Origin of the sequence: Capillimicrobium parvum (assembly GCF_021172045.1) — a bacterium.
Classification (GTDB): domain Bacteria; phylum Actinomycetota; class Thermoleophilia; order Solirubrobacterales; family Solirubrobacteraceae; genus Capillimicrobium; species Capillimicrobium parvum.
The window spans coordinates 2,955,029-2,978,094 of sequence record NZ_CP087164.1 but is presented as its reverse complement, the minus strand read 5'-3'; the positions used below and the strand labels follow the sequence as shown (position 1 = coordinate 2,978,094).

The window sequence follows — 23,066 nt, the reverse complement described above, 5'->3', positions numbered from 1 at the left end:
TGACGCGCGCCTCGGCATCCGTCACGACGCGGCCCGGCCCGCGACGTCCGCGTCGACCAGCTCCGCGTACATCGTCTGCAGCCGCTCCACCACAGGACCGCGCGCGCCGGTGCCGATCGTCCGGCCGTCCACGCTGCGCACCGGGACCACGCCGGCGAACGTCCCGGTGACGAACGCCTCCCGCGCGCTGTAGACGTCGGTGAGGCTGAAGGTCGTCTCGCGGTGGGCGATGCCGCCGTCGCGGCAGAGCGCCAGGACGTTGGACCGGGTGATGCCGGGCAGGCAGAAGCGCCCGTCCGACGTCCAGACCTCGGGTTCCTCGGCAGTGCCGGTCACGACGAAGAAGTGGGTGCTGTTGCACGTCGCGACGAAGCCGTGCGGGTCCAGCATCAGCGCCTCGTCGGCCCCCGCCGTGTAGGCCTGGATGCACGCGGTGATGTCGTTGAGCTTGCTGTGCGCGTTGAGCTTGGGGTCGAGCGTGTCGGGCGTCGCCCGGCGCACGTGGGTCGTGAAGAGCGTGATGCCGTGCGTGACGGTCGCGGGCAGCGGCTGCTTGTGCTCGGCGATGATCACGACGGTGGCGGGGCCGACGGTCACGCGCGGGTCCTGGTACGGCGTGCGCTTGACGCCGCGGGTGACCATGAGGCGCACGTGCACGCCGTCGGTCATGCCGTTCGCGCGCAGGGTGGCGTAGACGGCGGCGGCGAGCTCCGCGCGGCTGCGGCCGACGTCGAGCATGATCGCCTTCGCGCCCTCGAACAGGCGGTCGAGGTGACGCTCGAGGAACGCGGGGTGCCCGCCGCGGACCCGCAGGCCCTCCCAGACGCCGTCGCCGAGCACGAACCCCGAGTCGAACACCGAGACCACCGCCCGCTCACGGGGCACGAGCTCGCCGTTGACCGAGATCAGGATGTGCTCGTTGCGGGGGTCGTCCTCGAAGTCGTGCGTGCCGTGCGCCATCAGCCGCGCCGCTTCGCCCTCAGCTCGTGGAGGCCCCAGGGCGGGTTGGCGTTCACGATGCGCCCGGGCTCGCAGGTGGCGACGAAGCTCGCGAACCGCCGGGTCGGATGCTTCGCGCGGATCCGGTAGATCCCGGCGGGGACGCGGGTCCAGATGACGCCGCCGTCGATCGAGGAGCGCTGCTGCGCCGGGTCGGGGACGACCTGGTCGTTGAAGTACACGGGCGAGGGCAGGGAGGGGGTCGCCGAGGCCGTGGCGCCGGCGACGCCGTGGGCGCCGAAGGCCGTGAACTCGTCGAAGCTCAGCGTGCGGACCCGGCGCGTGCTGAAGGTCGACACGATCGCGCACTCCTGCGGCTCGCCGGCGGCGTCCAGCGGCACCTGCAGCAGGGTCGCCAGCGCGCCGTACACCGCGTCGGTCGGCGTCTGGAAGTTCACGCGCGCGAGGTCGCGGCCCCGGATGCGGAACGTCTGCAGGTAGATGGTGTGGTAGCCGGCCGCGACGATGTACGGCGTCACGCGTCCGCGGCCCGGGACGCGCAGGTCGTACGTGCCGTCCGGCCGCGTCGTCGCGACGACGCTTCGGTTCTCCGCGACGCGGATCGTCGCGCCGGCCAGCCGCACGTCCGTGTTGTTGAACTCGTAGGCCGTGCCGCGGAGGTGGACGGCGCCGGAGGCGGCGGCCGGGACGGCGCAGGCCGCGACCGCCGCGGCGAGGGCCAGGCTCATGCGTCCCACGCCGGCCATCTATCGGCCGGGCCCGGGCTCAGGCCCGGCCGGCCGGCCGGCCGCCGCCGAGGTCGAAGAACATCACGCTGACCGCGATGGCGAACAGCGGCGCGGTGATGACGTTCGAGATGACGTTCGCGACGACGATGGCCCCGTTGCCGATCGGCGTGGCGATGACGGCGAGCACGACGCCGATCACGATGATGAACAGCAGCATCACGAGCAGCGCGCCGAACACCGACCAGGCGTCGCCGCGCACCAGCCGCCAGCTGCGCCCGAAGGCCTCGATCGGCCCGGCGCGCTCCACCACGATCGCCGGCGCGCCGACCGACCAGAACGTCAGCAGGATCAGGCCGGGGACGATGATCAGCACGAGGCCGATGCCGACCCCGATGCCGAAGAGGATGCCGAACACGACGAGCGAGACGATCGCGGGCATCGCCGACGACATCAGCCCGCCGATCGTCTGGTCGCGCCGCCCGTCGCGGACGTCCTCGACGAGGCGCACGACGAAGCCCGTGTAGAACGCGAAGCCCGCGACGCGGATGACCGCCGCGAGGGCCTGCGGCACGAAGCCGCCGGCCGTCTGCAGGAGCCCGGACACGACGCCGACGACCACGAACACCACGATCGACGAGGCGAGCACGACGACCGCGTTCTGGCCGTAGACCGAGAACGTCTCGTTGATGACCTTCCCGACGTCGAGCTTCTTGGACGGGGCCGCGGCGGCTTCCATGGAGGCGATCCTATGGGCGAACCAGCGGGCGGTGGGAAAATCCTGTCCTACACGGGGTCGAGCACCAGCACCGGGATGTCGCGGGAGGTCCGGGCGCGGTAGTCCTCGAAGCCCGCGTACTGCTCGTTCATCCGCCGCCACAGCTCGTCGCGCTCGGCGCCGGACGCGACGCGCGCCCGCACGCGCTGCCGGCGGCCGCGGATCTCGACCTCGGCGTCCGGGTCGGCCCGCAGGTTCAGCGCCCAAGCGGCGGCCCGCGGGTTGCCCGCGTTCGATCCGATGACGACGAAGCGCCCGCCGTCGTCGAGATACAGGAGGGGAGCGGTGCGCGGCTGGCCGCTGCGGCGACCGGTCGTGGTGAGCAGCAGCACGGGGGCCCGGCCGACCTTGCTCATCAGCCGCCCGCGGCTGAGGCGGTACACCGCGACGTTGAACCGCCCCGCGAGCCGCAGCCCGCGGGCGCCGAGCGACGACGAGAAGCGCGCGTACGCGTGGTCGCTGACCATGTGACGTGAGCATCGCACGCCATGCCGACCGCGTGCTCGGATTCCTAGGTGCCGGGGATCGCCGCCCCCGCCGGGACCCCGGCGGCGACGTACTCGTCGTAGCGCCGGCGCCGCTCGGGCGACGGCCCGCCGGACGGCGCGATCGGGGCCCCGGCCAGTGCGGCCTCCATCGCGTCGAGGCAGACGTGCCAGCCCGCCATGGTCTTCGCCGCGGCGTCCTCGCCCTCCTCGTGCAGGACGTGGACGAAGGACAGCAGCGTCGCGTCGTCGCCGTCGGGATCGAGTTCGAGGCGAACGACGTCCTTGCCCCAGCGAAAGGCGAACCGGCGCGGCACGTCGAGCTCGAGGACCTCACCGTCGAGCACGAAGCCCCCGCCGAAGTCGAAGCGCATGGCGGCGCCGGGCCGCAGCCCGTCGAGCTCGACGGCGCACGGGAACCAGTGGGCCAGCTCGCCGGGATCGGTGACCCCGCGCCACACCGCCGCGACCGGGTGGGGGAGGCGGCGGTCGAACCGCACGGCGGGGCGGTCGTCGACGGTCGTGTAGATGCCGTGCTGCGTCATGCGGGCTCCTCCCGGGTCGCGGTCTGGTCGAGGCGGCGCTCCAGCGCGTCGAGGCTGCCGTCCCACAGCGCGCGGTAGCGGCCCAGCCACTCGTGCAGCTCGGCCAGGGGTTGGTGGCGGACGGCGTAGATGCGCCGCTGGCCGTCCTGGCGCACCGAGACGAGGCCGGCCTCGCGCAGCACGCGCAGGTGCTTGGAGGTGCTGGGCTGGCTCAGCCGCAGCTCGCGCATGACCTCGGCCACCGAACACGGGCGCTCGAGCAGCAGTTCGAGCGCGGCGCGGCGGTGCTCGTCGGCGAGTGCGGCCCAGACGGCCGATGGTGCGGCCATGTCGAGAAGAATGCCTCAGACGGCATATGCCGTCAAGGGCATATATCCGATCGAGCGCCGGTCAGGCGGCCGCGGACTCGTCGAGCCCGTGGGGGTGCAGGTGATCCTCGGCCATCTGCCTGAGGCCGTTGCGATCGAGCTTGCCCGTCGGGTTCAGCGGCATCTCGTCGAGGAAGACGATCTCTTCGGGCGCCTTGTAGCCGACCCGCTCGCGGCAGAACACGATCAGGTCCGCGGCGCTCGTCCGCGGCGCGCCCTCGCGCAGCGTGACGTAGGCGCGGACGTTCTCGCCGTGCACGGTGTCATGGATGCCGATCACGGCCGCGAGCTCGATGGCGGGGTGCTCCATGAGCGCGCCCTCGACCTCGAACGGGCTGATGTTCGACCCGTCGTGGACGATGATCTGCTTCTTGCGCCCGAAGAACCAGAGGTAGCCGTCCTCGTCGGCGCGCGCGAGGTCCCCGGAGTCCAGCCAGCCGTCCTCGAGGACGTCCGCGGTGGCCTGCGGCGCCTCCCAGTAGCCGGCCATCCGGCTGTGCGTGCGGATCCAGATGCGGCCGACCTCGCCGGCGTGCTCGACCGGCTGGTCGTCCTCGTCGCGCAGCGCGACGCTGAAGCCGACCAGCGGCCGGCCGATCGAGCCCTGCTTGATCAGCCCCGACGGCGGGTTGAGCGTCGCCAGGCCGACCTCGGTCATGCCGTAGCCCTCGTCGACCGGGAACCCCGCGAGCGCCGAGAACTCGGTCATGAGCTCGGCGGAGACCTTGTCCGCGCCGGCCCGGCACAGCCGCAGGCACGCGAAGTCCTGCGGCTGGACGTCGTGGTCGCGGATGAGCGCCGCGAGCGCCGCGGGGATCATCGCCAGCACCGTCGGCTGATGGGTCCGCAGCAGGGGCAGGATCTCGTGGGCGTCGTACGTGCGCGCCACGACGACGCGCGCCCCCGCCGACAGGGAGCTCAGCGCCCACAGGAACGAGCCGATGTGCGACATCGACGAGCCCGGCAGGAACGCGTCGCGGTCGGTGATCTCCAGGCCGGAGATGGCGCTGGCGACCATCCAGCGCAGCGACTCGTGCGTGTGCGTGACGCCCTTCGCCGGCCCGGTGCTGCCGGACGTGAAGAAGATCGCGGCGGGGTCGGCGGGCCCGGGCGCCGTGAGCTCGGCGGCCGGAGGCTCGCCGGCGAGCAGCGCGTCCAAGCGATGGGTGGCGCTCGCGTCGGCGCCGCCTTCGCGGAACGCGACCGTGCCGAGCGCGAGGCCGCCCGCCAGCCGGCTGGCGGTCAGGTCCTCCGTGCGCTCCGCGTGGAAGAGCAGCGCCGAGGCGCCGCTGACCTCGAGCGCGTGGTCGATCTCGCGGAACGTGTAGCGGTAGTTCAGCGGCGTCGCGACGAGCCCCGCCTTGAAGCAGGCGAGGTAGTGGATGACGAGCTCGACGCGGTTGGGCATGAGCGAGGCGAGCCGGTCGCCCGGGCTCAGGCCGATCGCGCGATAGGCGAGCGCGAGGCGCGTGCTCTCGCCGTCGAGCTCCGACCAGGTCAGCTGCCGGCCGGCCGAGACGATCGCGGCGTCGCCGGGCTGCGCAGCGAGGCCGGTGACGAGCAGCTCGTGCAGCGGTCCCGCGGGCCGCTCGAGTGGTCCTCCGTCGATCTGCATGGCGCGGGCATCCTACGGAAGCCGCCCGCGCAGACGACGATGGCGCAGGCCGACGCGGCGGTGCTCGCGATCATGCGCACGACGCGTGGCGGCACCGCCCGCCCGGCCGGGGCGGACCGCGCCTCCTTCACCCGGCGCTGGGCGAGTTCCCGAGCTGGCCGACCTCCGCGGTGGCGAGCCGGCCGCTGATCGAGGCCGCCGCGCCGGACGTGCTGTTGGCCCCCTGAGCCTCAGCGCAGGGCGAACGTGACGGTGCGCGAGCCGCGCCGGCACTGCACGCGCATCCCGAACCCGCGCGCGCCCAAGCGCTCGGCGACCGCGCAGCGGAAGCCCTGCTGGACGCACGGATCGGTGAGCCGCAGCCCGCTGCGGCGGATCACCACGCACCCGCGCCATGGAGCGTCGGGCACCTTCGCCACGGCGTCCGCGACCGAGCGGCCCTTCGCGCACGACGTCCGGGACACGGCGATGTTCTGCGGCGTGATGCCCTCGTCGAGGATGTCGCCGCAGCCCTTCGCCGACGCGGCGGCCGGTCCGGCGACCGCCGCCAGGGCCGCGACCGCCAGGGTGACCAGCAGAGCGCGCATGCGGCGCAGCTTCCTATGCCGCGCCGGTGGAGGCAAGCGGACTGCTCGCTCAGGGGCTCTCAGGCACCGTGGCGGTCGGGACGGTCGCGGTGCGGGCCTGCACCCCGGTCGTGGGCGCGATGCGCCACTCGCCGTCTTCCTTGACCACGGTCGCCGGCTCGGTCTGCTCGCTGGAGTCCTTCAGCTTCGTCCTGACGACCGCGCGGTCGCCGTCGAGCTCGATCGACGTGACCTGGAGGCCGCGCAGCGTCTCCTTCGTCTTGTCGTCGAGGCCGTCGGTCGCCTTCTGGAGCGCCTCCGTGCAGCCATCGGCGTCGAGCTGCTCGGCCGCCTTCTCGATCTCCTGGCGGGCGTCGTCGGTGAGGAAGTCGCACGCCTTGTCGTAGTCGCCGTCGGCGAACGCGTTCGTGTAGTCGGTGACGAGCGCGGTGATCGCCTCGCGATCGTCGCCGCCCGCCGCGGACGACGATGCCGACCCGGTGCCCGTCCCGCCGCCGCCGCCGTCGTCGCCGCCGCAGGCCGAGAGGGCGAGGGCGGTCGAGGTGACGACCAGCAGGGAGAGCGGCCGCAGGCGGCGCGAGGTGGTTGGCATGCCGGTTCGCTGCCCGGTTCGGCGGGCGTTCACACCCGGTCGGCGTGCGGTCGCGCTTCACGGCGTGGAGCTCGGCGAGCCGGGGCTCCGGCGTGTGACGCGTCGCCCATGGGTGACACGCACCGGCGTTAGTGTGCCCGGGCGATGACGGCGGCCGTCGAACGCTTCCGCGGGCTCTGGGAGCCCACCGGCGTCTACTGCAACACCGCGAGCTTCGGGCTGCCCCCGCGGCCGGGCTGGGAGGCGCTGCAGAACGCTCTGGCCGACTGGCACGCCGGCCGCACGAGCTGGGAGGGCTGGGGCGAGGCCACCGAGACGGCGCGGGCGTCGTTCGCGCGGCTGGTCGGCGTGCCCGTCGAGCGCGTCGCCGTCGGCGCCACGGTGTCCGAGCTCATGGGCTGCGTCGTGACCGCCCTGCCGGCGGGCGCGCGCGTCGTCGTGCCCGACATCGAGTTCACCTCGACGCTGTTCCCCGTCCTCGTCCAGGAGCGCCTCGAGGTGCGGACCGTCCCGGCGGACCGCCTCGCCGACGCGATCGCCGACGGGGCGGACGCCGCCGCGTTCAGCGCCGTGCAGATGGCGACCGGGGAGGTGGCCGACCTGCCCGCCGTGGCGGCCGCCGCGCGGAGCGCCGGCACGTTGACGCTGTGCGACGCCACGCAGGCGGTCGGCTGGCTGCCCCTCGACGGCTTCGCGTTCGACGCGGTGCTCGGCCACGCCTACAAGTGGCTGATGTCGCCGCGCGGGAGCGCGTTCGCCGCCGTGTCGGACCGCCTGCTCGAGCACGCCGTGCCGCACAGCGCGGGCTGGTACGCCGGCGATGACGTCCACAAGAGCTACTTCGGGCCACCGTTGCGGCTGGCCGCGAGCGCCCGCCGGCTCGACACCTCGCCCGCGTGGTTCTCGTGGATGGGCACGGCGCCGGCGCTCGCGCTCGTCGAGGAGATCGGCGTCGGGGCGATCCACCGGCACGACGTGGCACTGGCCAACCGGTTTCGCGCCGGCCTCGGGCTGGAGCCCGCGGCGAGCGCGATCGTTTCGGCCGAGGTGCCGGGCGGCTTCGACCGCCTACAGCGGGCGGGGATCGTGGCGGCCGAGCGCGGGGGACGGCTGCGGACGTCGTGGCACGCCTACAACGACGAGGCCGACGTCGACCGCGTGCTCGACGTGCTCACCGGCTGAGCGCCGGCCGCCGCTACGCCGCGGGGACCGGCGGCTGCGGCCCGTTCGTCGACGACGCGCTGAGCGTCTCGCGCGCGAGCTTCAGCGCCGGGCCCGGCTGCCCGATGATCTGGTTCATCATCTCCGCGACGCCCTGGGCGCCGTTGAGGATCGTGAGGTTGTCGACCTTGGAGAACGCGGCCACTGCCGCAGGCTCAGAGCTCGAGCGGACGCGCCCGCGCCCTCCCGATCGACGCGGGCCGCGCGGGCCGCCGCGATGACGGCTCGGATGCCGGCCACGCCGACCCGTGGCTGCGGTACCGACACGCGCTGCGCGCCGGTCTGACCGGCGGGGCCGGGTCCGCCGCGGAGGCCGGGGCGGGGGTGCTGGTGGTCGCCTGCTCGCGCAGCCACTGCGCGATCACGGCCTGCTCGCCGCGGGCGGCGCGCGAAGGGCGCGGACCGGCGGGAGGAGGGGATATGTCGGTGATGCGGAGGATGGCCTCCACTATAGCGGAGGACTCCCTCCAGTTCACTAGAATCAGTCAGGAAGATGTCAGACACCGCCCCCACCGTCGCCGTCCGCCGTCCGCAGCGCGCGGACGCGCGCCGCAACTTCGACGCGCTGCTCGCCGCCGCGCGCGACGTGTTCGCCGAGCAGGGCGCCGACGCCTCGCTCGAGGAGATCGCCCGCCGCGCCGGGGTGGGGATCGGCACGCTCTACCGCAACTTCCCCACGCGCCTGGACCTGTTCGACGCCGTCTACGTCGGCGAGGTCGAGGAGCTCTGCGGGGCGGCCCGCGGGATGGGCCGGCTGGCCCCGTGGGAGGCCTTCGCCGCATGGGTCGACCGGTTCGCCGGCTACGTCGCGACGAAGATGGCGATCAAGGAGGGGCTCAACAAGGACTCGACGACGCTGCGCGACTGCCGCGCCGCGATGGTCGCCGCCAGCGAGCCGCTCTTCCGCCGCGCCCAGATGGCCGGCGAGATCCGCGCCGACGCCGAGTTCGACGACGTGCTGCGCATGCTGGCCGGCATCACCGCCGCGACGTACGTCAGCGACGAGCAGCGCGGCCACGTGCTGGGCATGGCGCTCGACGGCATCCGCGCCCGCCCCTCCGCATAGCGCCCCCGGGCCCGGCTAGCGTCATTCGTCATGGCGACGACAGCACAGGCATCCGGGACCTTCAAGATCGGCGGCGACCTGGAGGTGACGCGCCTCGGCTACGGAGCGATGCGCATCACCGGCGAGGGCATCTGGGGCCCACCGCGCGACCGCGACGCCGCGCTGGCCGTCCTGCGCCGCCTGCCGGAGCTCGGCGTGGACTTCATCGACACCGCCGACTCCTACGGGCCTGCCATCTCCGAGGAGCTCATCGGCGAGGCGCTGCACCCCTACGAGGGCATGACGGTCGCGACGAAGGCGGGCTTCACGCGCACGGGCCCGCAGGAGTGGCACACGCTCGGCCGCCCGGACTACCTGCGCCAGCAGCTCGAGCTCAGCCGGCAGCGGCTCGGCGTCGATCGCATCGACCTGTGGCAGCTGCACCGCATCGACCCCGGCACGCCGGCGGACGACCAGTTCCAGCTGCTGCTCGAGGCCCTCGACGAGGGGCTCGTCCGCCACGTCGGGCTCTCCGAGGTCTCCGTCGCCGACATCGAGGCCGCGCGCGCCGTGGTGCCGATCGCCACGGTGCAGAACCGCTACAACCTGGCCGACCGCGCCGCCGAGGACGTCCTCGAGTACTGCGAGCGCGAGGGCATCGGCTTCATCCCGTGGTTCCCGCTGGCCGCCGGGCGCCTGGCCCAGCCGGGCGGCGCGGTCGCCGAGATCGCCGCCGCGCACGACGCCACGCCCGGGCAGGTCGCGCTGGCCTGGCTGCTGCAGCGCAGCCCGGTGATGCTGCCGATCCCGGGCACCGGCTCGGTCGCGCATCTCGAGGAGAACGTCGCCGCGGCCGGCCTGCAGCTCACGGGCGACGAGATCGCCCGGCTGGACGACGCGTCGCGCTGAGCGGCGCGCCCCGCCTCGTCTGGGATCATCCCGAGATGGACCCCGAGTCCGGCGGCGACCAGCTCGAGGCGGGACGGCAGGCGCTCGAGGACGCGCGGTGGGCCGACGCCCGGACGGCGTTCGAGGCGGAGCTGGCGGCCCGTGGGTCGGCCGAGGCGCTCGACGGCCTGGGGCAGGCGCTCTGGTTCCTCGGCGACGTCGACGACGGCATCGCGGCGCGCGAGCGCGCGTTCGACGCCTACGCCCGCGGCGGGCGCTGCGACGAGGCGGCCCGCGCGGGCGTGTGGATCTCGCACCAGTACCTGATCTCGGGCCGCGCGTCGGCGGCGCGGGGCTGGCTCGCCCGGGCCGAGCGCGCGCTCGAGGGAGCGGGCCCGTGCGCCGGGCAGGGCTGGGTGGCGATCGAACGGGCGCGGCACGCCGCGAGCGTCGACGAGTGCGCCGCACACGCCCGGCGGGCGATGGCCGTGGCGCAGGACTCCGACGCCGGCGACCTCGAGGTCTACGCCCTGAGCATCCTCGGCCGAGCGGAGGTGAGCGCCGGGCGCCGCGAGGACGGCATGCGCCTGCTCGAGGAGGCGATGGCCGCGGCGGCGTCCGGGCGCGTGCGCAACGTCCACACGCTCGGCGAGGCGTACTGCAACCTCATCATCGCCTGCACGAACGCCGGCGAGTGGGAGCGTGCGGCCGAATGGTGCGAGCTGGTCGACGACTTCGCGCGCGCCCACGACGCGACCCCGCTGCTCGGCGCCTGCCGGACCGTTCACGCCGACGTGCTCGTCTCGACCGGGCGATGGCCGGAGGCGGAGCAGGCGCTCGAGAGCGCGCTCGCCGCGCATCGGCGCTACGTGCCCGCGATGGGCGCGCCGACCGTCGCCGCGCTCGCCGAGCTGCGCATCCGCCAGGGGCGCCTGCCCGAGGCAGAGCAGCTGCTGGCGGGCCGCGAGGAGCACCTGTCGTCGCTGCGCGCGCTCGCCCAGCTGCGCATCGCCGAGGCCCAGCCGCAGATGGCGGTCGAGCTGCTCGAGCGCGGGCTGCGCGCGGCGGGGGACGACGCGATGCGCGCCACCCAGCTGCTGGCGCCGCTCGTCGACGCCCGCCTGGCCTGCGGCGACGCGCCGGGAGCGGCGCAGGCCGCCGACGAGCTCGCCGCGCTGGCCGCTCCGTCGGGAATCCGCGTCGTCGCGGCGCGCGGGGACCTCGCGGCCGCCCGCGTCGCCCTGGCGTGCGAGGACAGCGCCGCAGCCGCCGATGCCGCACGGTGCGCCCTGGCCGAGTTCAGCCGGCTCGGCATGCCGCTCGACGCGGGCGAGGCGCGGCTCGAGCTCGCCCGCAGCCTGCGCACGGTCGCCCCGGACGTCGCCCTCGACGAGGCCCGCACCGCGTTCGCCACCTTCCGCGAGCTCGGCGCGTCGCGCGCGATGGACGCGGCGGCGGCGGTCCTGCGCGACCTCGGCGCCGGCACCGCGGCGCGTCCCCGCGCGTACGGCGAGCTGACCGCGCGCGAGCAGCAGGTGCTGTCGCTGCTGGCGATGGGACTGTCGAACGCGCAGATCGCCCAGACGCTCGTGATCAGCGAGAAGACCGCCGGCCACCACGTCAGCCGCATCCTCTCCAAGCTCGGCGTGCGCAACCGCACCGAGGCCGCGGCGTACGCGGCCCGCGGCGCATAGGGAGCAGATAGGGCGTCCTCCCGATGTGCGGGCGGCCGGGCGCGCGGATGCTGGCGGGCGTGCATTCCGCACCGCAACCGACCCCCCAAGGGAGGGCAGACGCATGACCGCCGTTGCCGACCTCAAGCGCGCTCACCGGTCGACCTGGGCCGCGGGCGACTACGCCGCCGTCGCCGAGGTCATCGACGAGGTCCCGCCGCGCGACCTGCTCGCCCACCTCGACCTCGCCCCGGGGCAGGACGTGCTCGACGTCGCGACCGGCACGGGCAACATCGCCGTGCGCGCCGCCGCCGCCGGGGCCCGGGTCGCCGGCCTCGACCTCACGCCCGAGCTGCTGGAGATCGCCGAGTACCGGGCCGACGGGCTCGGCGTGGACGTCCACTGGGTGGCCGGCGACGCCGAGGACCTGCCCTTCGACGACGAGAGCTTCGATCGCGTCGCCTCCGCCTTCGGCGTGCAGTTCGCTCCTCGCCACGAGGTCGTCACCACGGAGCTCGTCCGCGTCTGCCGTCCCGGCGGACGCGTCGTGCTCGTCAACTGGACGCCCGGCGGCCAGGTCGGCGAGCTGTTCCGGATCATGGGCCGCTACATGCCGGCCCCGCCCGAGTGGGCGTCTCCTCCGCCACTGTGGGGCGACGAGGACCACGTGCGCGGGCTCTTCGCCGAGTCGCCGGTGCGCCTCGAGTTCCATTACGGCAGCAACCCGTTCCGGTTCGACTCCCCCGAGCACTACGTCGTGTTCTTCGAGACGCACTACGGCCCGACGGTCAAGGCGCGCGAGCGCCTGACCGGCGAGGGCCGCTGGGAGGCCTGCCGCGACGAGATCCTGTCGATGGCCGAGCGCCGCAACGAGGCGACGGACGGAAGCCTGCTCATGCCGTCCGAGTACCTCGTCGCGGTCGCGCACCGGACCCGGTAGCCGAGGCTCACCCGCCGACCCGTCTGCTCACGACGTGGGCAGGCGGGCCTGGCCGTGGCGCATGCGCGACCGGCCACCGAGTGGACGGCGGCCAGAGCCAGCGGTCGTCGTGGAGCCCGGTTTCGCGCGGGTGCTCCAGGCCTGGTCCGGCGAGCTGGCCGCGCAGCTTCCGCCGGCCGCGATCCCGCGTTGGCCCGCCGGAGTGCCGGAGTGCCGGCGTGCCGGAGTGCCGGAGTGCCGGCGTGCCGGCGTGCCGGCGTGCCGGCGTGCCGGCGTGCCGGCGTGCCGCGGCCAGTCTGACCTACAGGCCCGCTTCCAGCCAGTCGACGATCCCGCCGACCGCCGTCCAGTCCTCTCGCCGGCGCGCCGCGATCAGGTCCCGCAGCACCGGCGGCTCGATCGCCATGAGCGCCTCGGCGCCCGCCGCCACCCACCGCACCAGCGCGTGGTGGACGAGCTCGTCGACCGGGACGCCGGTCGCGGCCGACAGCGCCTCGAACGTCGGACGCGGATCGACCTCCTGCGAGAGCGCGACCTGGCGGGCGAACTCGCGGTGCTCGGGCGGGACGGTCACCCCGCGATTGTGACGACCGGGCGGCGACGGGGCAGCGCAGCGCCGCCGTCCTCGAGCGCGGCCACGACCTGATCGCCTCCGCCGCCGCGGTCGGCTGCGGTGGTCGCGCACCACGGTGATCGACTCGACCCAGGCTCGCAGCGCGAGCCGGCGGAGAGGTCCGAGTGGTAGTCGTTGCCCTTCGAGCTGCACTGGCCGCCGAGCCGCCAGTCGAAGCAGCCGCCAGTCGAAGCAGCCGCCAGTCGAAGCAGCCGCCAGTCGAAGCAGCCGCCAGTCGAAGCAGCCGCCAGTCGAAGCAGCCGCCGCCGTGCTTGTTGTCGCCGGCGACGCCGATCCGGCGCGGCCGGCGGAGGTCCACACCGCCTCACTTCCGTTGTCACGTGCTTCGGCGCGGGCTAGGGTCGGGCGAACCCACCACGGGCCCGGAGCGAAGGAGGACGTGCCCGATGCCGACGACCTATGAGTCCGTGAGCGACCTGACCGAGGCCCTCAAGCGGGCGGCGGCCGCGCACGGAGAGCACGAGGCGCGAACCGGCGAGGCGGACCCCGACTGGCCGGAGTGGTACGCCGAGTACATGGTGCGCGAGCGCGCCGGCGAGGAGCTGCCGACATGAGCAGCGAGCGCGCCGGCGAGGAGCTGCCGACATGAGCAGCGACCACGACGGGCCGTCCCGTCGCGCTGACGGCGTGCAGCGCCGTGAACGCGACAGGGTCGCGGTGGCGGGCGGTCGGGCGCAGGGCCCGTGGCGGATTGACATCGCATCTGGGGTCAACCCGACACGCCCATCGACCGGGCCGCCGACCGCTCCTGACGTGACCGCCCGACCGATCAGCCGCCCGGCCGCTCAGCCGCCCGACCGATCAGCCGCCCGGCCGCTCAGCAGCCCGGCCGCTCAGCCGCTCGGCCGCCCGGCCGCTCAGCCGCCGATCTTCACGAACCCGTAGTCGCGGACCTGCTGGATGACCGGCTCGTAGACCGGCTCGCGATCGGCCGCGAACGAGAAGCGGCCGAGCACGGTGTCGACGTCGCGCAGGCCGGCGAGCGCGCGGCGGATCGCGCGCGGGTCGGCCGACCCGGCGCGGACGATCGCGGCTGCGAGCAGCTTCACGCCGGTGTAGGCCTGGGCGGCGAACTGGTCGGGCTGGTAGCCCAGCCGCTCTCGGTACGTGCGCACGAAGGCGGCGTTGCCGGGCGTGTCCTCGCCGGCGATCCAGGCCGTGCCGGAGATCGCGCCCTCGGCGACGTCGCCGGCCTGGTCCATGAGCCCCGGCGTGTTGAACGCGTCGCCGCCGACGAACGGCACTTCGCGCAGCGCGGGCGTCCGGCGCGCGATCGTCATGAGGTCGATCACGTCGGGCGCCAGCGCGGCGATGAAGAGCGCGTCGGGCCGGCGCTGCGCGACGTCGCGCAGCGCGGTCCGGTGTCCCGCGGCAGAGCCCTGGGCGAACGAGCGGTCGGCCACCACGCGCACGCCGCGCAGCTTGCGCAGCGACCGCCGGAAGACGTCGCGGGCGCTGCGGGAGTACGTGTCGCCGCGCGCCCACACGATCGCGGCCCGGCGGTAGCGCAGGCGGCGATGGGAGACGGCGACGGTGACGGGCAGGACCGCGCGCTCGGAGAGCGCGACGCGGAAGATGAAGTCGCCGATGTCCAGCACGCCGTCGCCGGTGTTCGACACGCTCACGACCGGGATGCCGCGCGCCTGGGCGACCCGGTCGGCAGCCAGCGCGGACGTGGAGAGCGTGGGGCCGAGGAGCGCGACGGCGCCGCCGTCGATGAGCTGCTGGAACGCCGCGGTCGACCGGCTCGCCGACGACCCGTCGTCGCGCACGTCGAGGACCAGCCGGGCCGGGCCGAGCGCCCCCGACGCGTTGACCTCGTCCACGGCGAGGCGCGCCGCGTCCGCCTGCTGGCCGCCGTAGGTCGAGCCGGAGCCGGTCGCGGAGAAGGCCGCACCGATGTGGATGTCGGTCGCGGGAAGCGCCGCGCCCGCAGCGGCGGGAGCGGTGAGCGCGACGAGGAGCACGAGCAGCGTGAGGAGACGGCGCATGGTCGCGGCACGCTAGCGGGACGAACCTGGGTCCACACGGCCGCCGGCTGACCGGCGAGTCGCCGAACGCCATGTGTGGCGAACCTCACGGGAACGACCGGGCCCGGCCATCGGTCTTGAAGGCAACCGAACAGGAGAGCCCCATGGCCCCCAAGCCCCCGTACCAACAGCCCCGTCCACGCCTGGCGTCGCCCGCGCGTCTCGCGCTCGTGGCCGCCATCGCGGCCGGCGCCGTCGCGACGCTCGCCACCCAGGCGGACGCCGCGTCCAAGCAGCCGGCGAACGTCGGCGTGTCCGTGAACGGGCACACCCTGGTCGTGCGTGGAACGGAACGCGGCGACCGGATCGCCCTGCGCCTCGCGGCCAACCAGCCCGGTGTGCTCGAGGTCGACGCCGGCGACGACGGTCAGGCCGACGCGAGCGTCGACCGCAGCCGATTCGACCGGATCAGCGTGCGGGCCCGCGGTGGAGACGACGCCGTCCGCATCGACGAGTCCCGCGGCGTCTTCACCGACACGGAGGCGACGACGATCGCCGGTGGCCGGGGCAACGACGTCCTCACCGGCGGCCAGGGCGCCGAGCGCTTCCTCGGCCGGGACGGCAACGACGTCGTCGACCCGGGGAGGGGCAGCGACGTCGTCGACCTCGGCGCAGGCGACGACCGCGTCAGCTGGGACCCAGGCGACGGCAGCGACGTCGTCGACGGCCGCGACGGCCACGACGCCCTGACGTTCAACGGCGCCAACATCGCCGAGCGGTTCGACGCCGAGCCCGCCGGCTCGCGCGTCCGGTTCACCCGCGACGTCGGCACCGTGACCATGGACCTCGGCGGGATCGAGCAGATCGACACGACCACGCTCGGCGGTGCCGACACGTTCGTCGCCGGCGATCTGAGCGGCACCGACCTCGAGGCGCTGAACACCGACTTCGCCGGCGCCCCCGGCGGGACGACCGGCGACGGGCTGACGGATCGCCTCGTCGTCGCCGGCACGAGCGGCAAGGACGACATCACCGCCTCCGGCCAGGCCGGCGCGCTCACGGTGACCGGCGGCCGGGCTGTGGTCCAGGCGACCCACCTGGAGCCGGCCGACGGGCTGGAGATCGACGCACTGGCGAGCGACGACACCGTGACGACGACGGCGTTGGCGGCCGACGCGGCGCAGCTGAGCGTCGACGGCGGCACGGGCGACGACACCATCACGACCGGCGCCGGCGCGGACACGATCGCCGGCGGCGACGGGGCCGACCTGGTTACCCCCGGGATGGGAGCCGACGTCGGCGCCCTGGGCGCCGGGGACGACACGTTCGTCTGGAACCCGGGCGACGGCAGCGACACCGTCGAAGGGCAGGACGGGCACGATCGGATGGTCTTCAACGGCTCCAACGCCGCGGAGGCCTTCGACGTCTCCGCCAACGGGCCGCGCGTACGGTTCTTCCGCAACGTCGGCGCCATCACGATGGACCTCGCCGGAGTCGAGCAGATCGACACCGCGGCCCTCGGCGGCGCCGACACGTTCGTCCAGCGCGATCTGCGCGGCACCGACGTGACGTCGGAGAACGTCGATCTCGCCGCGTCGGGCGCGACGACCGGCGACGGCGCCGCGGACACGGTGACGGCGACGGGCAGCACCGGCGCGGACGCGGTGCTCGTCAGCGGCGACGCCGCGGGCGGCGTCGCCATCGACGGCCTCCCGGCCGCGCTGAAGATCACGCATCCCGAGGCGGCGAACGACGGGCTGACGATCGCCGGCCTCACGAACGCCGACACGCTCGACACCACGAAGCTCACGCCCGGCACGCTGAAGTTCGTGACCACCGCGCCCTGACCGGGCAGCGCTGCCGGTCCCGGGGGCCCGGTTCGCCGGGCCCCCGGGTCAGGGCGCGTCCCGGCGGCCGCACCCGCCCGTGATCGCACGCGCGATCGCGCGCCGAGGATTCGCGCGCGCCTGCTCGAGACGGGCCGCGACCTCGTCGTGATGGTCCGGCCACTGACGGGAGCGCTCGCACTGGTCGAGGCAGTGGGGGCGCAGCCCGCCACCGGCGCCGACGCCCGCCCGGTACCGTGAGGGGGAGCGACAGGAAAGGCGGGAGCGATGCCCGAGACGACTGAGACGGCAATCCTGGCTGGTGGGTGCTTCTGGGGAATGCAGGACCTCATCCGCAAGCGGCCCGGGGTGATCTCGACCCGGGTCGGCTACACCGGCGGCGACGTCCCCAACGCGACCTATCGCAACCACGGAACCCATGCCGAAGCAATCGAGATCGTCTTCGACCCCCAGACGATCTCCTACCGCGACATCCTCGAGTTCTTCTTCCAGATCCACGATCCGACGACGAAGAACCGTCAGGGCAACGACGTCGGCCTGAGCTACCGGTCGGCCATCTACTACACCGACGACGAACAGCGGCGGGTCGCCGAGGACACGATCGCCGACGTCGACGCGTCGGGCATCTGGCCCGGCAAGGTCGTCACCGAGGTCGAGCCGGCCGGCCCGTTCTGGGAGGCCGAGCCCGAGCACCAGGACTACCTCGAGCACTATCCCAACGGCTACACCTGCCACTTCGTCCGCCCGAACTGGACGCTCCCCCGGCGCCAGGAGACCGTCGGTCGGTAGGTCCCCGACCCGCCCACCCGACGGCCGCCAGGGTCCCGCTCGAGTGGGCGACGTCCGAAACGACGACGAGCGGCGCATCAGTCCGGGGCCGTTCGCCGCGCACCTCGGATTCCGCATGCTGCGCGCCGACGAGGAGGGGTCGCTCATCGAGGCGGACCCACAGCCGGAGCACCTCAACGGCGCTGGGATCGTCCACGGCGGGTACCTCGCGGCGCTGCTCGACAGCGCGACCGGCTGGGCGGTCCACGCGCGGCTGCCGGCGGGCGTCCCCGCGCCCCACGTGCACCTGAGCGTGCAGTACGTGCGCGCCGCGGCGGGCGGGACGACGCTCGTCTGCCGCGGCCGCTGCGTGACGGCCGGGCGGCTGGTCGCGTCGGCGGAGGCGGAGATCACCCAGGGCGATCGCGTGATCGCGCGGGCGATCACGACGCATGCGGTGCTCGCCGGCCCGACCCGCCGCTGAAGAACGGCAGGCGATCATCGGGCCGCGCACGATGCAGCAGCTCGAGTCGCAGTCGCCGGCGGCCGGGACTCGTCCTCGACGAGGCGTTGCTGGGCCGCATCGACGAGATCAACCCGCCGGACATCCACCCGGCCGCCGGCGGCCTCGCCGACCTCACGTCGACCGCAGCCATCGCCGCCTCGATCTCGACGTCGGTAACGCCGCTCCAGACGGTGCCGATCTTGTTCCCGGGGACCGACCGGGTGGCAATACGAGACACCGCTGGTCGCGTCGTGCAGGATCGGCCAAAACAGCGGGCCGCCGGAGAACCGACGTAATTGCAAGGTTGCGCCGTCCACGGAGGGTGATCCATGGGTGTTCTCCGACGGCCCGGCGCGACCCTACATGGCTCCGGAAAACCGGGACACTCTCCCTCGCACGCGACGGCGTCCTGGCCGCCCCTCTCGGACCATCCCACGGGACGAGCAGCACGGCGCTCGGGAACGTCTGCCTCGGCCCCGCGCAAGTCCGCCCCGCCGTTCCCTCACCGCGCGCCGGCTTCGCCCGTGCGCGGGCCTCAGCCCGCCGGGATGGTGCGAGCCACCCGTCACCGTCCGAGCCGGCGAGGCGCCCGGACCGGCCTCGGCTAGCTCTTCGGGATCGCCGCGAAGTTCGCGTGCGCGACGAGCCGCCACGCGCCGCCGCGCCAGACGAACGCCGACAGCCGGGGGACCGGCTCCTGCGAGATCGGCCGGCCGTCGATCTCGATCGTCGCCGCGAGGGTGTAGCGGATGACCCGCACGCCGCGGGTTCGTGTGCCGACGACGTCGGAGATCTGGAAGGCGTCGATCTTCGACGGACGCAGGAGGTACTGCTCCCGGGTCAGGTACGTGCCGTCCGAGCGCTGCAGCAGGAAGTCCGGCGAGAGCAGCCGCCGCAGCGCGACGCCGTCGCCGGCCTGGTTGATGCGCAGGAACTCGGCCGCGAGCACGGCATCGGAGGCGTCGCGGTGGGCCATCTGCGGCGAACTGGGCCGCGGTGCGGCTTGGGCGGCGCCGGACGCGGCCGTCGTGAGGACGAGCGCCACCACGGCACTCGCGATCGACTTCCGTAGGAGGTTCATCGGCTTCCTTGCTCCGGGACTTGGAGCCGGCACCCTAGCGGTGACGTGGACCACGGGCTGGGAGCGAGCACGGGCTGGGAGCGAGGCAGACGACAGCGTCCCGCGCCACAAGACGGGCCAGATCGAGCGTGGGCCATCACGCCTGGCGTGCTCGAAACTCCGCGATCACCGCGTTGAGCATCCTCGTGGAAGGACGCCACTCCAGGCGGGCGATGCACGCGTCGACGGCGTCCAGGTCAAGCAATCCAAGCTCCTGCGCCCGCCGGAACATCGCGCACAGCTCGCGCGGAGACTCCGTCTGCGCGCAATCGACCAGCGTCCGCGCGACCGACGTCACCCGAAGCCCGTTGGGCAACGTCACCACGTCGTCGGGATGAAGCGCGGGCACCCGGTGGATGACGACGCCGGGCGGGTCGACGGTCGAGCGGGGATCGTCGCCGGAGCCGGCGACCGTCACGTGGATGGGTTCGTGTGCGTCCATGGCCGCAAGCCCATCGCAGTCCGCGTCACGCAACAACGCGGGATCGTCACGACTTCGCAGCGATCGTGCGCGCGCCGCGTGCAGATGTTGCCGTCGCCCACCGACACCCGGCGCGGGAACGTCGCGCACGACCGACGGTTGCGACATGCTGATGGCACATCCCGAATGGAAGGCTGGCATCACCGTGCGACTGAGACGGGTCTCCGTACTGGGCGTCATGCTGGCCGGCGTGCTGACGATCAGCGCATGCGGCGGGGGCGGCGACTCGTCGTCGAGCACGCCGTCGACGCCGGCAGGCACGGCCACGGCCGAGGCGACCAACAGCAGCTTCTGCGACCAGATCGCGGGCATCGCCGACTCGATCGACGTGAACATCGACACCATCGACCCCGCAGATCTCGGCCCACGACTCGACAAGGCGGCCAAGGCCCTGAAGGCCGTCGATCCTCCACCCGAGATCTCCGGCGCATGGAACACGCTGATCGACTTCTACGACCAGTTCGGCGTCGCCTTCAACAACCTCGACCTGACCGATGCGGCCGCATCGGGCAAGCTCGGCGAGGCGCTGACCAAGCTGCAGGCGAACGCGCAGAAGCTCGCCGGCGCATCGCAGGAGGTCGCGCAGTACGCGAGCAAGAACTGCACGGGCTGACCGGACTACGATCCGCGCCCGTTCATGTTCACGGTGGAGCAACGGGACGCCCTGCGCGGACGGGTGTTGACCTTGGCCGAGGCGGACCGACGAGTCGTCGCCGGAGCCGCCGTCGGCTCGCTGGCGCTCGACGGCGGTCGATCGCTTCTCCGACCTCGACCTCACGTTCGCCGTCGCCGACGAGGTGCCGGTTGCCGAGGTCCTCGAGGACTGGACCCGCACGCTGGGCGCGGAGTCCGGTGCGGTGCAGCTCGTCGATCTGGAGCGCGGCCCGACGACCTACCGCGTGTTCCTGTTCCCGGACGCTCTCCAGCTGGATCTGTCGCTGACGCCGGCGGCACGCTTCGCCGCTGCGGGTCCCCGCTTCCGCCTGCTGTTCGGCGAGACCGCGGAGGGCGATACGACCGGTGCGCCGCAGCCGCCGGCCGCCGCAGACCTCTTCGGCTGGGGCGTCGTCTATGGCCTGCACGCACGCGCATGCATCGAACGCGGCCGCGTCTGGCAGGCGGAGCACTACATCGGCGCGGTCCGCGACCATGCTCTCTCGCTCGCCTGTCTGCGTCTTGAGCGCCCGGCGATCGAAGCCCGCGGCTATGACGACCTGCCGGCGGACGCCCTCGCCAGCTTCGACGCGACGCACGTCGGCTCCCTTGCGCCGGAGAGGCTGCACAGCGCTCTCGCTGCGGGCATGCGGGCGCTCCTGCACGAGGGCGCGGAGGCCGAGGTGCCCGGCGTGGGCGCGGTCGCGCAGCGGCTCGTCGAGCTGAGCTAAGAGCTGGCGCTGCGCAGGATGGGCTTGATGACCCCGCCGGAGTGCGAGTCGGCGAGTGCCTGCTCGACCTCGTCCATCTCGTAGTACTTCACCAGCCGGTCGAAGGGGAAGCGGCCCTGCTGGTACAGCTCGACGAGGGCGGGGATGAGCTGCCCGGAGCGCCCGCCGCCACCAAGGACGCCGATCACGCGCTTGCCCCACAGCGTCCGCAGATGGTCGAGCGAGAACCGGGCGTTCGCGGGAGCTCCACCGACCAGCACGAGCGTTCCGCGCATGCCCACCGTCTCGGCGAGGGTCTCGATCACGGGAATCACCCCGGTGCAGTCGAAGGCGTAGTCGACGGTCGAGCCGGTGAGCCTGGCGACCTCCTCGACGATGTCGGTCGCGCCGGAGTCGATCGTGTCGGTGGCGCCGAGCTCGCTCGCCAGCTCCAGGCGGCTGTCGTGCAGGTCGGCGGCGATGATCCTCGTGACGCCCGAGTTGCGCGCGGCCATGATCGCGGCCAGGCCGACAGCTCCGACGCCGGCGACGAGGATCGAGTCGCCCAAGCGGGGACGCGCCTCGTTGAGGACTGCGCCGGCGCCGGTGGCCAGACCGCAGGCCAGCGGGCCCAACAGCTCCAGCGGCGCGTCGTCGGGCGCCCTGACGAGCGCGTCGGCCAACACGATCGAGTGCGTGGCGAACGACGACTGGCCGAAGAAATGACCGTTGATCGGCGTGCCGTTGCGCGAGTACGCGCTCTGGCCCCGCAGCTCGCCCTTGAAGCGGCGGCCGGACACCAGCGCCTCGCCCGTGCGCAGGCAGTAGCGCGGTTGTCCATCCAGGCAGTTGCGACACTCGCCGCAGAACGCCCAGCCCAGGATGACCTTGTCGCCGGGCGTGAACTGGGCGACGCCGGCGCCGACCTTCTCCACGATGCCGGCGCCCTCGTGACCGAGGACCGCCGGAAACGGCATCGGCATGTCACCCGCGCGGGTGATCGCGTCGGTGTGACAGACGCCCGCGGCGACGATGCGGACCAGCACCTCACCGCGGCCGGGCTCGGCCAGGTCGATCTCCTGCACCTCGAACGGGGCATCCTTCTCCTCGACGACCAAAGCCCGGATCTTCATCGTGCCTCCTGCGCGGTATGGATCGCCGACCCTGCGACGTGGCGTGCCCGATCCGGCCGGCCGCGAATCCGGGTCGCGTCTGCGCCGCAACGCCGGCACGTCGTGCCGCGACGTGCCGTTCGGTTCACGACCCGGGCCCGGTCGCCCCGACCGGACGGTCCCAGCTCGCGATGTAGCAGCGGATCGCGACCCGGGCCTCCTCGATGAGCGCCGGGTCGCCGGCCGGGTCGCCGCGGAACGCGAGCCGGAGCAGCTGATCGCCGATGTCCGTCGCGACCCGGCTGCGCCGCGCGTCGCCGCGCAACGCGCCGCCCGAGAGCCGCTCGACGAGCTCGGCCGTCCGCCCGGAGATGTAGTCGTTCGCCTCGTCCTCGAGCACGAGCGCGCGCTCGGTCAGGTGGTGGTTGAGCCACAGCTCGCGCACGACGGGGTCGGCGTAGAAACCGGCGAACGCGTCGAGCAGCGCGTCCGAGGCGTCCTCCCACGAGGCGTGGGGCGCGCCGGCGACATCGTCGACGATCGCGACCGCGCGGTCGAGCTGCTTGAGGCTGAGCATCTCCATCGCTGCCTCGCAGTTGGGGAAGTACGTGTAGAAGGTGCCTTGGGTCACTTCGGCGCGGGCGATCAGCAGCGCCGGCGACTCGACCGCGGCGTTGTATCCGATCTCGATGAGCAGGACGGCCGCCGCGTCCAGGATCCGCTGAACCTTCTCGCGGCTGCGGGCTTGCAGCGGAAGGCGGCGCAGCGATGCGCCCCCACGGGGGATTTCGGCCTCGATTGACATGGCGTCGTCGCTTCGGCAATAGTACGTCAACCCAAGTC

At 73.6% G+C, this 23,066-nt stretch carries 27 protein-coding genes and 1 pseudogene; 12 read left to right on the top strand and 16 right to left on the bottom strand.

All coding sequences use genetic code 11. The annotated features are described in order from the left end of the window. Nucleotides 1–21 precede the first annotated feature (21 nt). The 9 genes from DSM104329_RS14590 to DSM104329_RS14550 all read right to left on the bottom strand — a co-directional run bounded on the left by DSM104329_RS14590 (nucleotide 22) and on the right by DSM104329_RS14550 (nucleotide 6,655). Nucleotides 22–960, bottom strand: a complete 939-nt coding sequence (locus DSM104329_RS14590) for an aminotransferase class IV (RefSeq protein WP_259310573.1) — start codon at nucleotides 958–960, stop codon at nucleotides 22–24. Next, the gene (locus tag DSM104329_RS14585; RefSeq protein WP_259316172.1) at nucleotides 960–1,688 is read right to left on the bottom strand and encodes a hypothetical protein; all 729 of its coding nucleotides are present in this window, start codon (nucleotides 1,686–1,688) and stop codon (nucleotides 960–962) included. The genes DSM104329_RS14590 and DSM104329_RS14585 overlap by 1 nt, the downstream gene beginning before the upstream one ends. Nucleotides 1,689–1,725: 37 nt before the next feature. Beyond that, a complete protein-coding gene (locus tag DSM104329_RS14580) occupies nucleotides 1,726–2,424 on the bottom strand; it encodes a hypothetical protein (RefSeq protein ID WP_259316171.1) in 699 nt (232 codons plus the stop codon). Between the two features lie 47 nt (nucleotides 2,425–2,471). After that, nucleotides 2,472–2,930 carry a nitroreductase family deazaflavin-dependent oxidoreductase gene (locus DSM104329_RS14575; RefSeq protein ID WP_259316170.1) on the bottom strand — a complete coding sequence of 153 codons (459 nt, stop codon included), beginning with the start codon at nucleotides 2,928–2,930 and terminating at the stop codon, nucleotides 2,472–2,474. Nucleotides 2,931–2,974: 44 nt separating this feature from the next. After that, on the bottom strand, nucleotides 2,975–3,493 hold the full coding sequence (locus DSM104329_RS14570) for an SRPBCC family protein (protein WP_259316169.1): 519 nt from the start codon (nucleotides 3,491–3,493) through the stop codon (nucleotides 2,975–2,977). Next, nucleotides 3,490–3,822: an ArsR/SmtB family transcription factor gene (locus DSM104329_RS14565; protein WP_259316168.1), complete on the bottom strand. Its 333-nt coding sequence runs from the start codon at nucleotides 3,820–3,822 to the stop codon at nucleotides 3,490–3,492. Before DSM104329_RS14565 ends, DSM104329_RS14570 begins: the two co-directional genes overlap by 4 nt. A gap of 61 nt (nucleotides 3,823–3,883) precedes the next feature. Beyond that, complete coding sequence (locus DSM104329_RS14560; protein ID WP_259316167.1) at nucleotides 3,884–5,476, bottom strand: class I adenylate-forming enzyme family protein; 1,593 nt, start codon at nucleotides 5,474–5,476, stop codon at nucleotides 3,884–3,886. A gap of 230 nt (nucleotides 5,477–5,706) precedes the next feature. Next, nucleotides 5,707–6,063: a hypothetical protein gene (locus DSM104329_RS14555; RefSeq protein ID WP_259316166.1), complete on the bottom strand. Its 357-nt coding sequence runs from the start codon at nucleotides 6,061–6,063 to the stop codon at nucleotides 5,707–5,709. Nucleotides 6,064–6,112: 49 nt separating this feature from the next. Next, a complete protein-coding gene (locus DSM104329_RS14550; protein ID WP_259316165.1) occupies nucleotides 6,113–6,655 on the bottom strand; it encodes a nuclear transport factor 2 family protein in 543 nt (180 codons plus the stop codon). Between the two features lie 144 nt (nucleotides 6,656–6,799). Here DSM104329_RS14550 and DSM104329_RS14545 point away from each other — a divergent pair, with 144 nt between their 5' ends. Then, on the top strand, nucleotides 6,800–7,837 hold the full coding sequence (locus tag DSM104329_RS14545) for an aminotransferase class V-fold PLP-dependent enzyme (RefSeq protein ID WP_259316164.1): 1,038 nt from the start codon (nucleotides 6,800–6,802) through the stop codon (nucleotides 7,835–7,837). A gap of 13 nt (nucleotides 7,838–7,850) precedes the next feature. Here the strand turns inward: DSM104329_RS14545 and DSM104329_RS14540 are convergent, their stop codons facing one another. Next, the gene (locus tag DSM104329_RS14540; RefSeq protein WP_259316163.1) at nucleotides 7,851–8,021 is read right to left on the bottom strand and encodes a hypothetical protein; all 171 of its coding nucleotides are present in this window, start codon (nucleotides 8,019–8,021) and stop codon (nucleotides 7,851–7,853) included. A 348-nt stretch (nucleotides 8,022–8,369) separates the two neighbouring features. Between DSM104329_RS14540 and DSM104329_RS14535 the strand changes: the two genes are divergently transcribed. The 4 genes from DSM104329_RS14535 to DSM104329_RS14520 all read left to right on the top strand — a co-directional run bounded on the left by DSM104329_RS14535 (nucleotide 8,370) and on the right by DSM104329_RS14520 (nucleotide 12,422). Then, nucleotides 8,370–8,942 carry a TetR/AcrR family transcriptional regulator gene (locus DSM104329_RS14535; RefSeq protein ID WP_259316162.1) on the top strand — a complete coding sequence of 191 codons (573 nt, stop codon included), beginning with the start codon at nucleotides 8,370–8,372 and terminating at the stop codon, nucleotides 8,940–8,942. Between the two features lie 30 nt (nucleotides 8,943–8,972). Beyond that, nucleotides 8,973–9,830, top strand: a complete 858-nt coding sequence (locus tag DSM104329_RS14530; protein WP_259316161.1) for an aldo/keto reductase — start codon at nucleotides 8,973–8,975, stop codon at nucleotides 9,828–9,830. Between the two features lie 35 nt (nucleotides 9,831–9,865). Next, complete coding sequence (locus DSM104329_RS14525) at nucleotides 9,866–11,503, top strand: helix-turn-helix transcriptional regulator (RefSeq protein WP_259316160.1); 1,638 nt, start codon at nucleotides 9,866–9,868, stop codon at nucleotides 11,501–11,503. Nucleotides 11,504–11,606: 103 nt separating this feature from the next. Beyond that, entirely contained in the window at nucleotides 11,607–12,422 is an 816-nt protein-coding gene (locus tag DSM104329_RS14520) for a class I SAM-dependent methyltransferase (protein ID WP_259316159.1), read from the top strand. Between the two features lie 301 nt (nucleotides 12,423–12,723). Here the strand turns inward: DSM104329_RS14520 and DSM104329_RS14515 are convergent, their stop codons facing one another. Then, complete coding sequence (locus DSM104329_RS14515) at nucleotides 12,724–12,996, bottom strand: DUF6027 family protein (RefSeq protein WP_259316158.1); 273 nt, start codon at nucleotides 12,994–12,996, stop codon at nucleotides 12,724–12,726. Between the two features lie 452 nt (nucleotides 12,997–13,448). Between DSM104329_RS14515 and DSM104329_RS14510 the strand changes: the two are divergent. Next, nucleotides 13,449–13,610: pseudogene (locus DSM104329_RS14510) on the top strand (VOC family protein); the annotation flags it as partial. A 303-nt stretch (nucleotides 13,611–13,913) separates the two neighbouring features. On the opposite strand, the gene DSM104329_RS14505 reads toward DSM104329_RS14510, so the two are convergent. Continuing rightward, on the bottom strand, nucleotides 13,914–15,047 hold the full coding sequence (locus DSM104329_RS14505) for an ABC transporter substrate-binding protein (RefSeq protein ID WP_259316156.1): 1,134 nt from the start codon (nucleotides 15,045–15,047) through the stop codon (nucleotides 13,914–13,916). Nucleotides 15,048–15,190: 143 nt separating this feature from the next. Between DSM104329_RS14505 and DSM104329_RS14500 the strand changes: the two genes are divergently transcribed. From DSM104329_RS14500 to DSM104329_RS14485, 4 genes are all read left to right on the top strand, one after another. Continuing rightward, on the top strand, nucleotides 15,191–16,873 hold the full coding sequence (locus tag DSM104329_RS14500; protein ID WP_259316155.1) for a calcium-binding protein: 1,683 nt from the start codon (nucleotides 15,191–15,193) through the stop codon (nucleotides 16,871–16,873). A gap of 267 nt (nucleotides 16,874–17,140) precedes the next feature. Continuing rightward, nucleotides 17,141–17,662, top strand: a complete 522-nt coding sequence (msrA, locus tag DSM104329_RS14495) for a peptide-methionine (S)-S-oxide reductase MsrA (protein ID WP_259316154.1) — start codon at nucleotides 17,141–17,143, stop codon at nucleotides 17,660–17,662. Between the two features lie 43 nt (nucleotides 17,663–17,705). Next, nucleotides 17,706–18,125: a PaaI family thioesterase gene (locus tag DSM104329_RS14490; protein ID WP_259316153.1), complete on the top strand. Its 420-nt coding sequence runs from the start codon at nucleotides 17,706–17,708 to the stop codon at nucleotides 18,123–18,125. An 86-nt stretch (nucleotides 18,126–18,211) separates the two neighbouring features. Next, on the top strand, nucleotides 18,212–18,442 hold the full coding sequence (locus DSM104329_RS14485; RefSeq protein WP_259316152.1) for a hypothetical protein: 231 nt from the start codon (nucleotides 18,212–18,214) through the stop codon (nucleotides 18,440–18,442). Nucleotides 18,443–18,750: 308 nt separating this feature from the next. On the opposite strand, the gene DSM104329_RS14480 is transcribed toward DSM104329_RS14485, so the two are convergent. Then, nucleotides 18,751–19,227, bottom strand: coding sequence for a nuclear transport factor 2 family protein (locus DSM104329_RS14480; protein ID WP_259316151.1), 477 nt, complete (start codon nucleotides 19,225–19,227; stop codon nucleotides 18,751–18,753). Between the two features lie 136 nt (nucleotides 19,228–19,363). Then, entirely contained in the window at nucleotides 19,364–20,083 is a 720-nt protein-coding gene (locus tag DSM104329_RS14475; protein WP_259316150.1) for a hypothetical protein, read from the bottom strand. Here DSM104329_RS14475 and DSM104329_RS14470 point away from each other — a divergent pair. Continuing rightward, a complete protein-coding gene (locus DSM104329_RS14470; protein WP_259316149.1) occupies nucleotides 20,076–20,360 on the top strand; it encodes a hypothetical protein in 285 nt (94 codons plus the stop codon). The two genes, DSM104329_RS14475 and DSM104329_RS14470, sit on opposite strands and share 8 nt — an antisense overlap. A 184-nt stretch (nucleotides 20,361–20,544) precedes the next feature. Further along, a complete protein-coding gene (locus DSM104329_RS14465) occupies nucleotides 20,545–21,132 on the top strand; it encodes a hypothetical protein (protein WP_259316148.1) in 588 nt (195 codons plus the stop codon). Here DSM104329_RS14465 and DSM104329_RS14460 read toward each other — a convergent pair. Together DSM104329_RS14460 and DSM104329_RS14455 are read right to left on the bottom strand one after the other, a co-directional pair. After that, nucleotides 21,129–22,244 carry an NAD(P)-dependent alcohol dehydrogenase gene (locus tag DSM104329_RS14460; RefSeq protein WP_259316147.1) on the bottom strand — a complete coding sequence of 372 codons (1,116 nt, stop codon included), beginning with the start codon at nucleotides 22,242–22,244 and terminating at the stop codon, nucleotides 21,129–21,131. The two genes, DSM104329_RS14465 and DSM104329_RS14460, sit on opposite strands and share 4 nt — an antisense overlap. A 124-nt stretch (nucleotides 22,245–22,368) precedes the next feature. Next, nucleotides 22,369–23,028, bottom strand: a complete 660-nt coding sequence (locus DSM104329_RS14455) for a TetR/AcrR family transcriptional regulator (RefSeq protein ID WP_259316146.1) — start codon at nucleotides 23,026–23,028, stop codon at nucleotides 22,369–22,371. Nucleotides 23,029–23,066 lie beyond the last annotated feature (38 nt).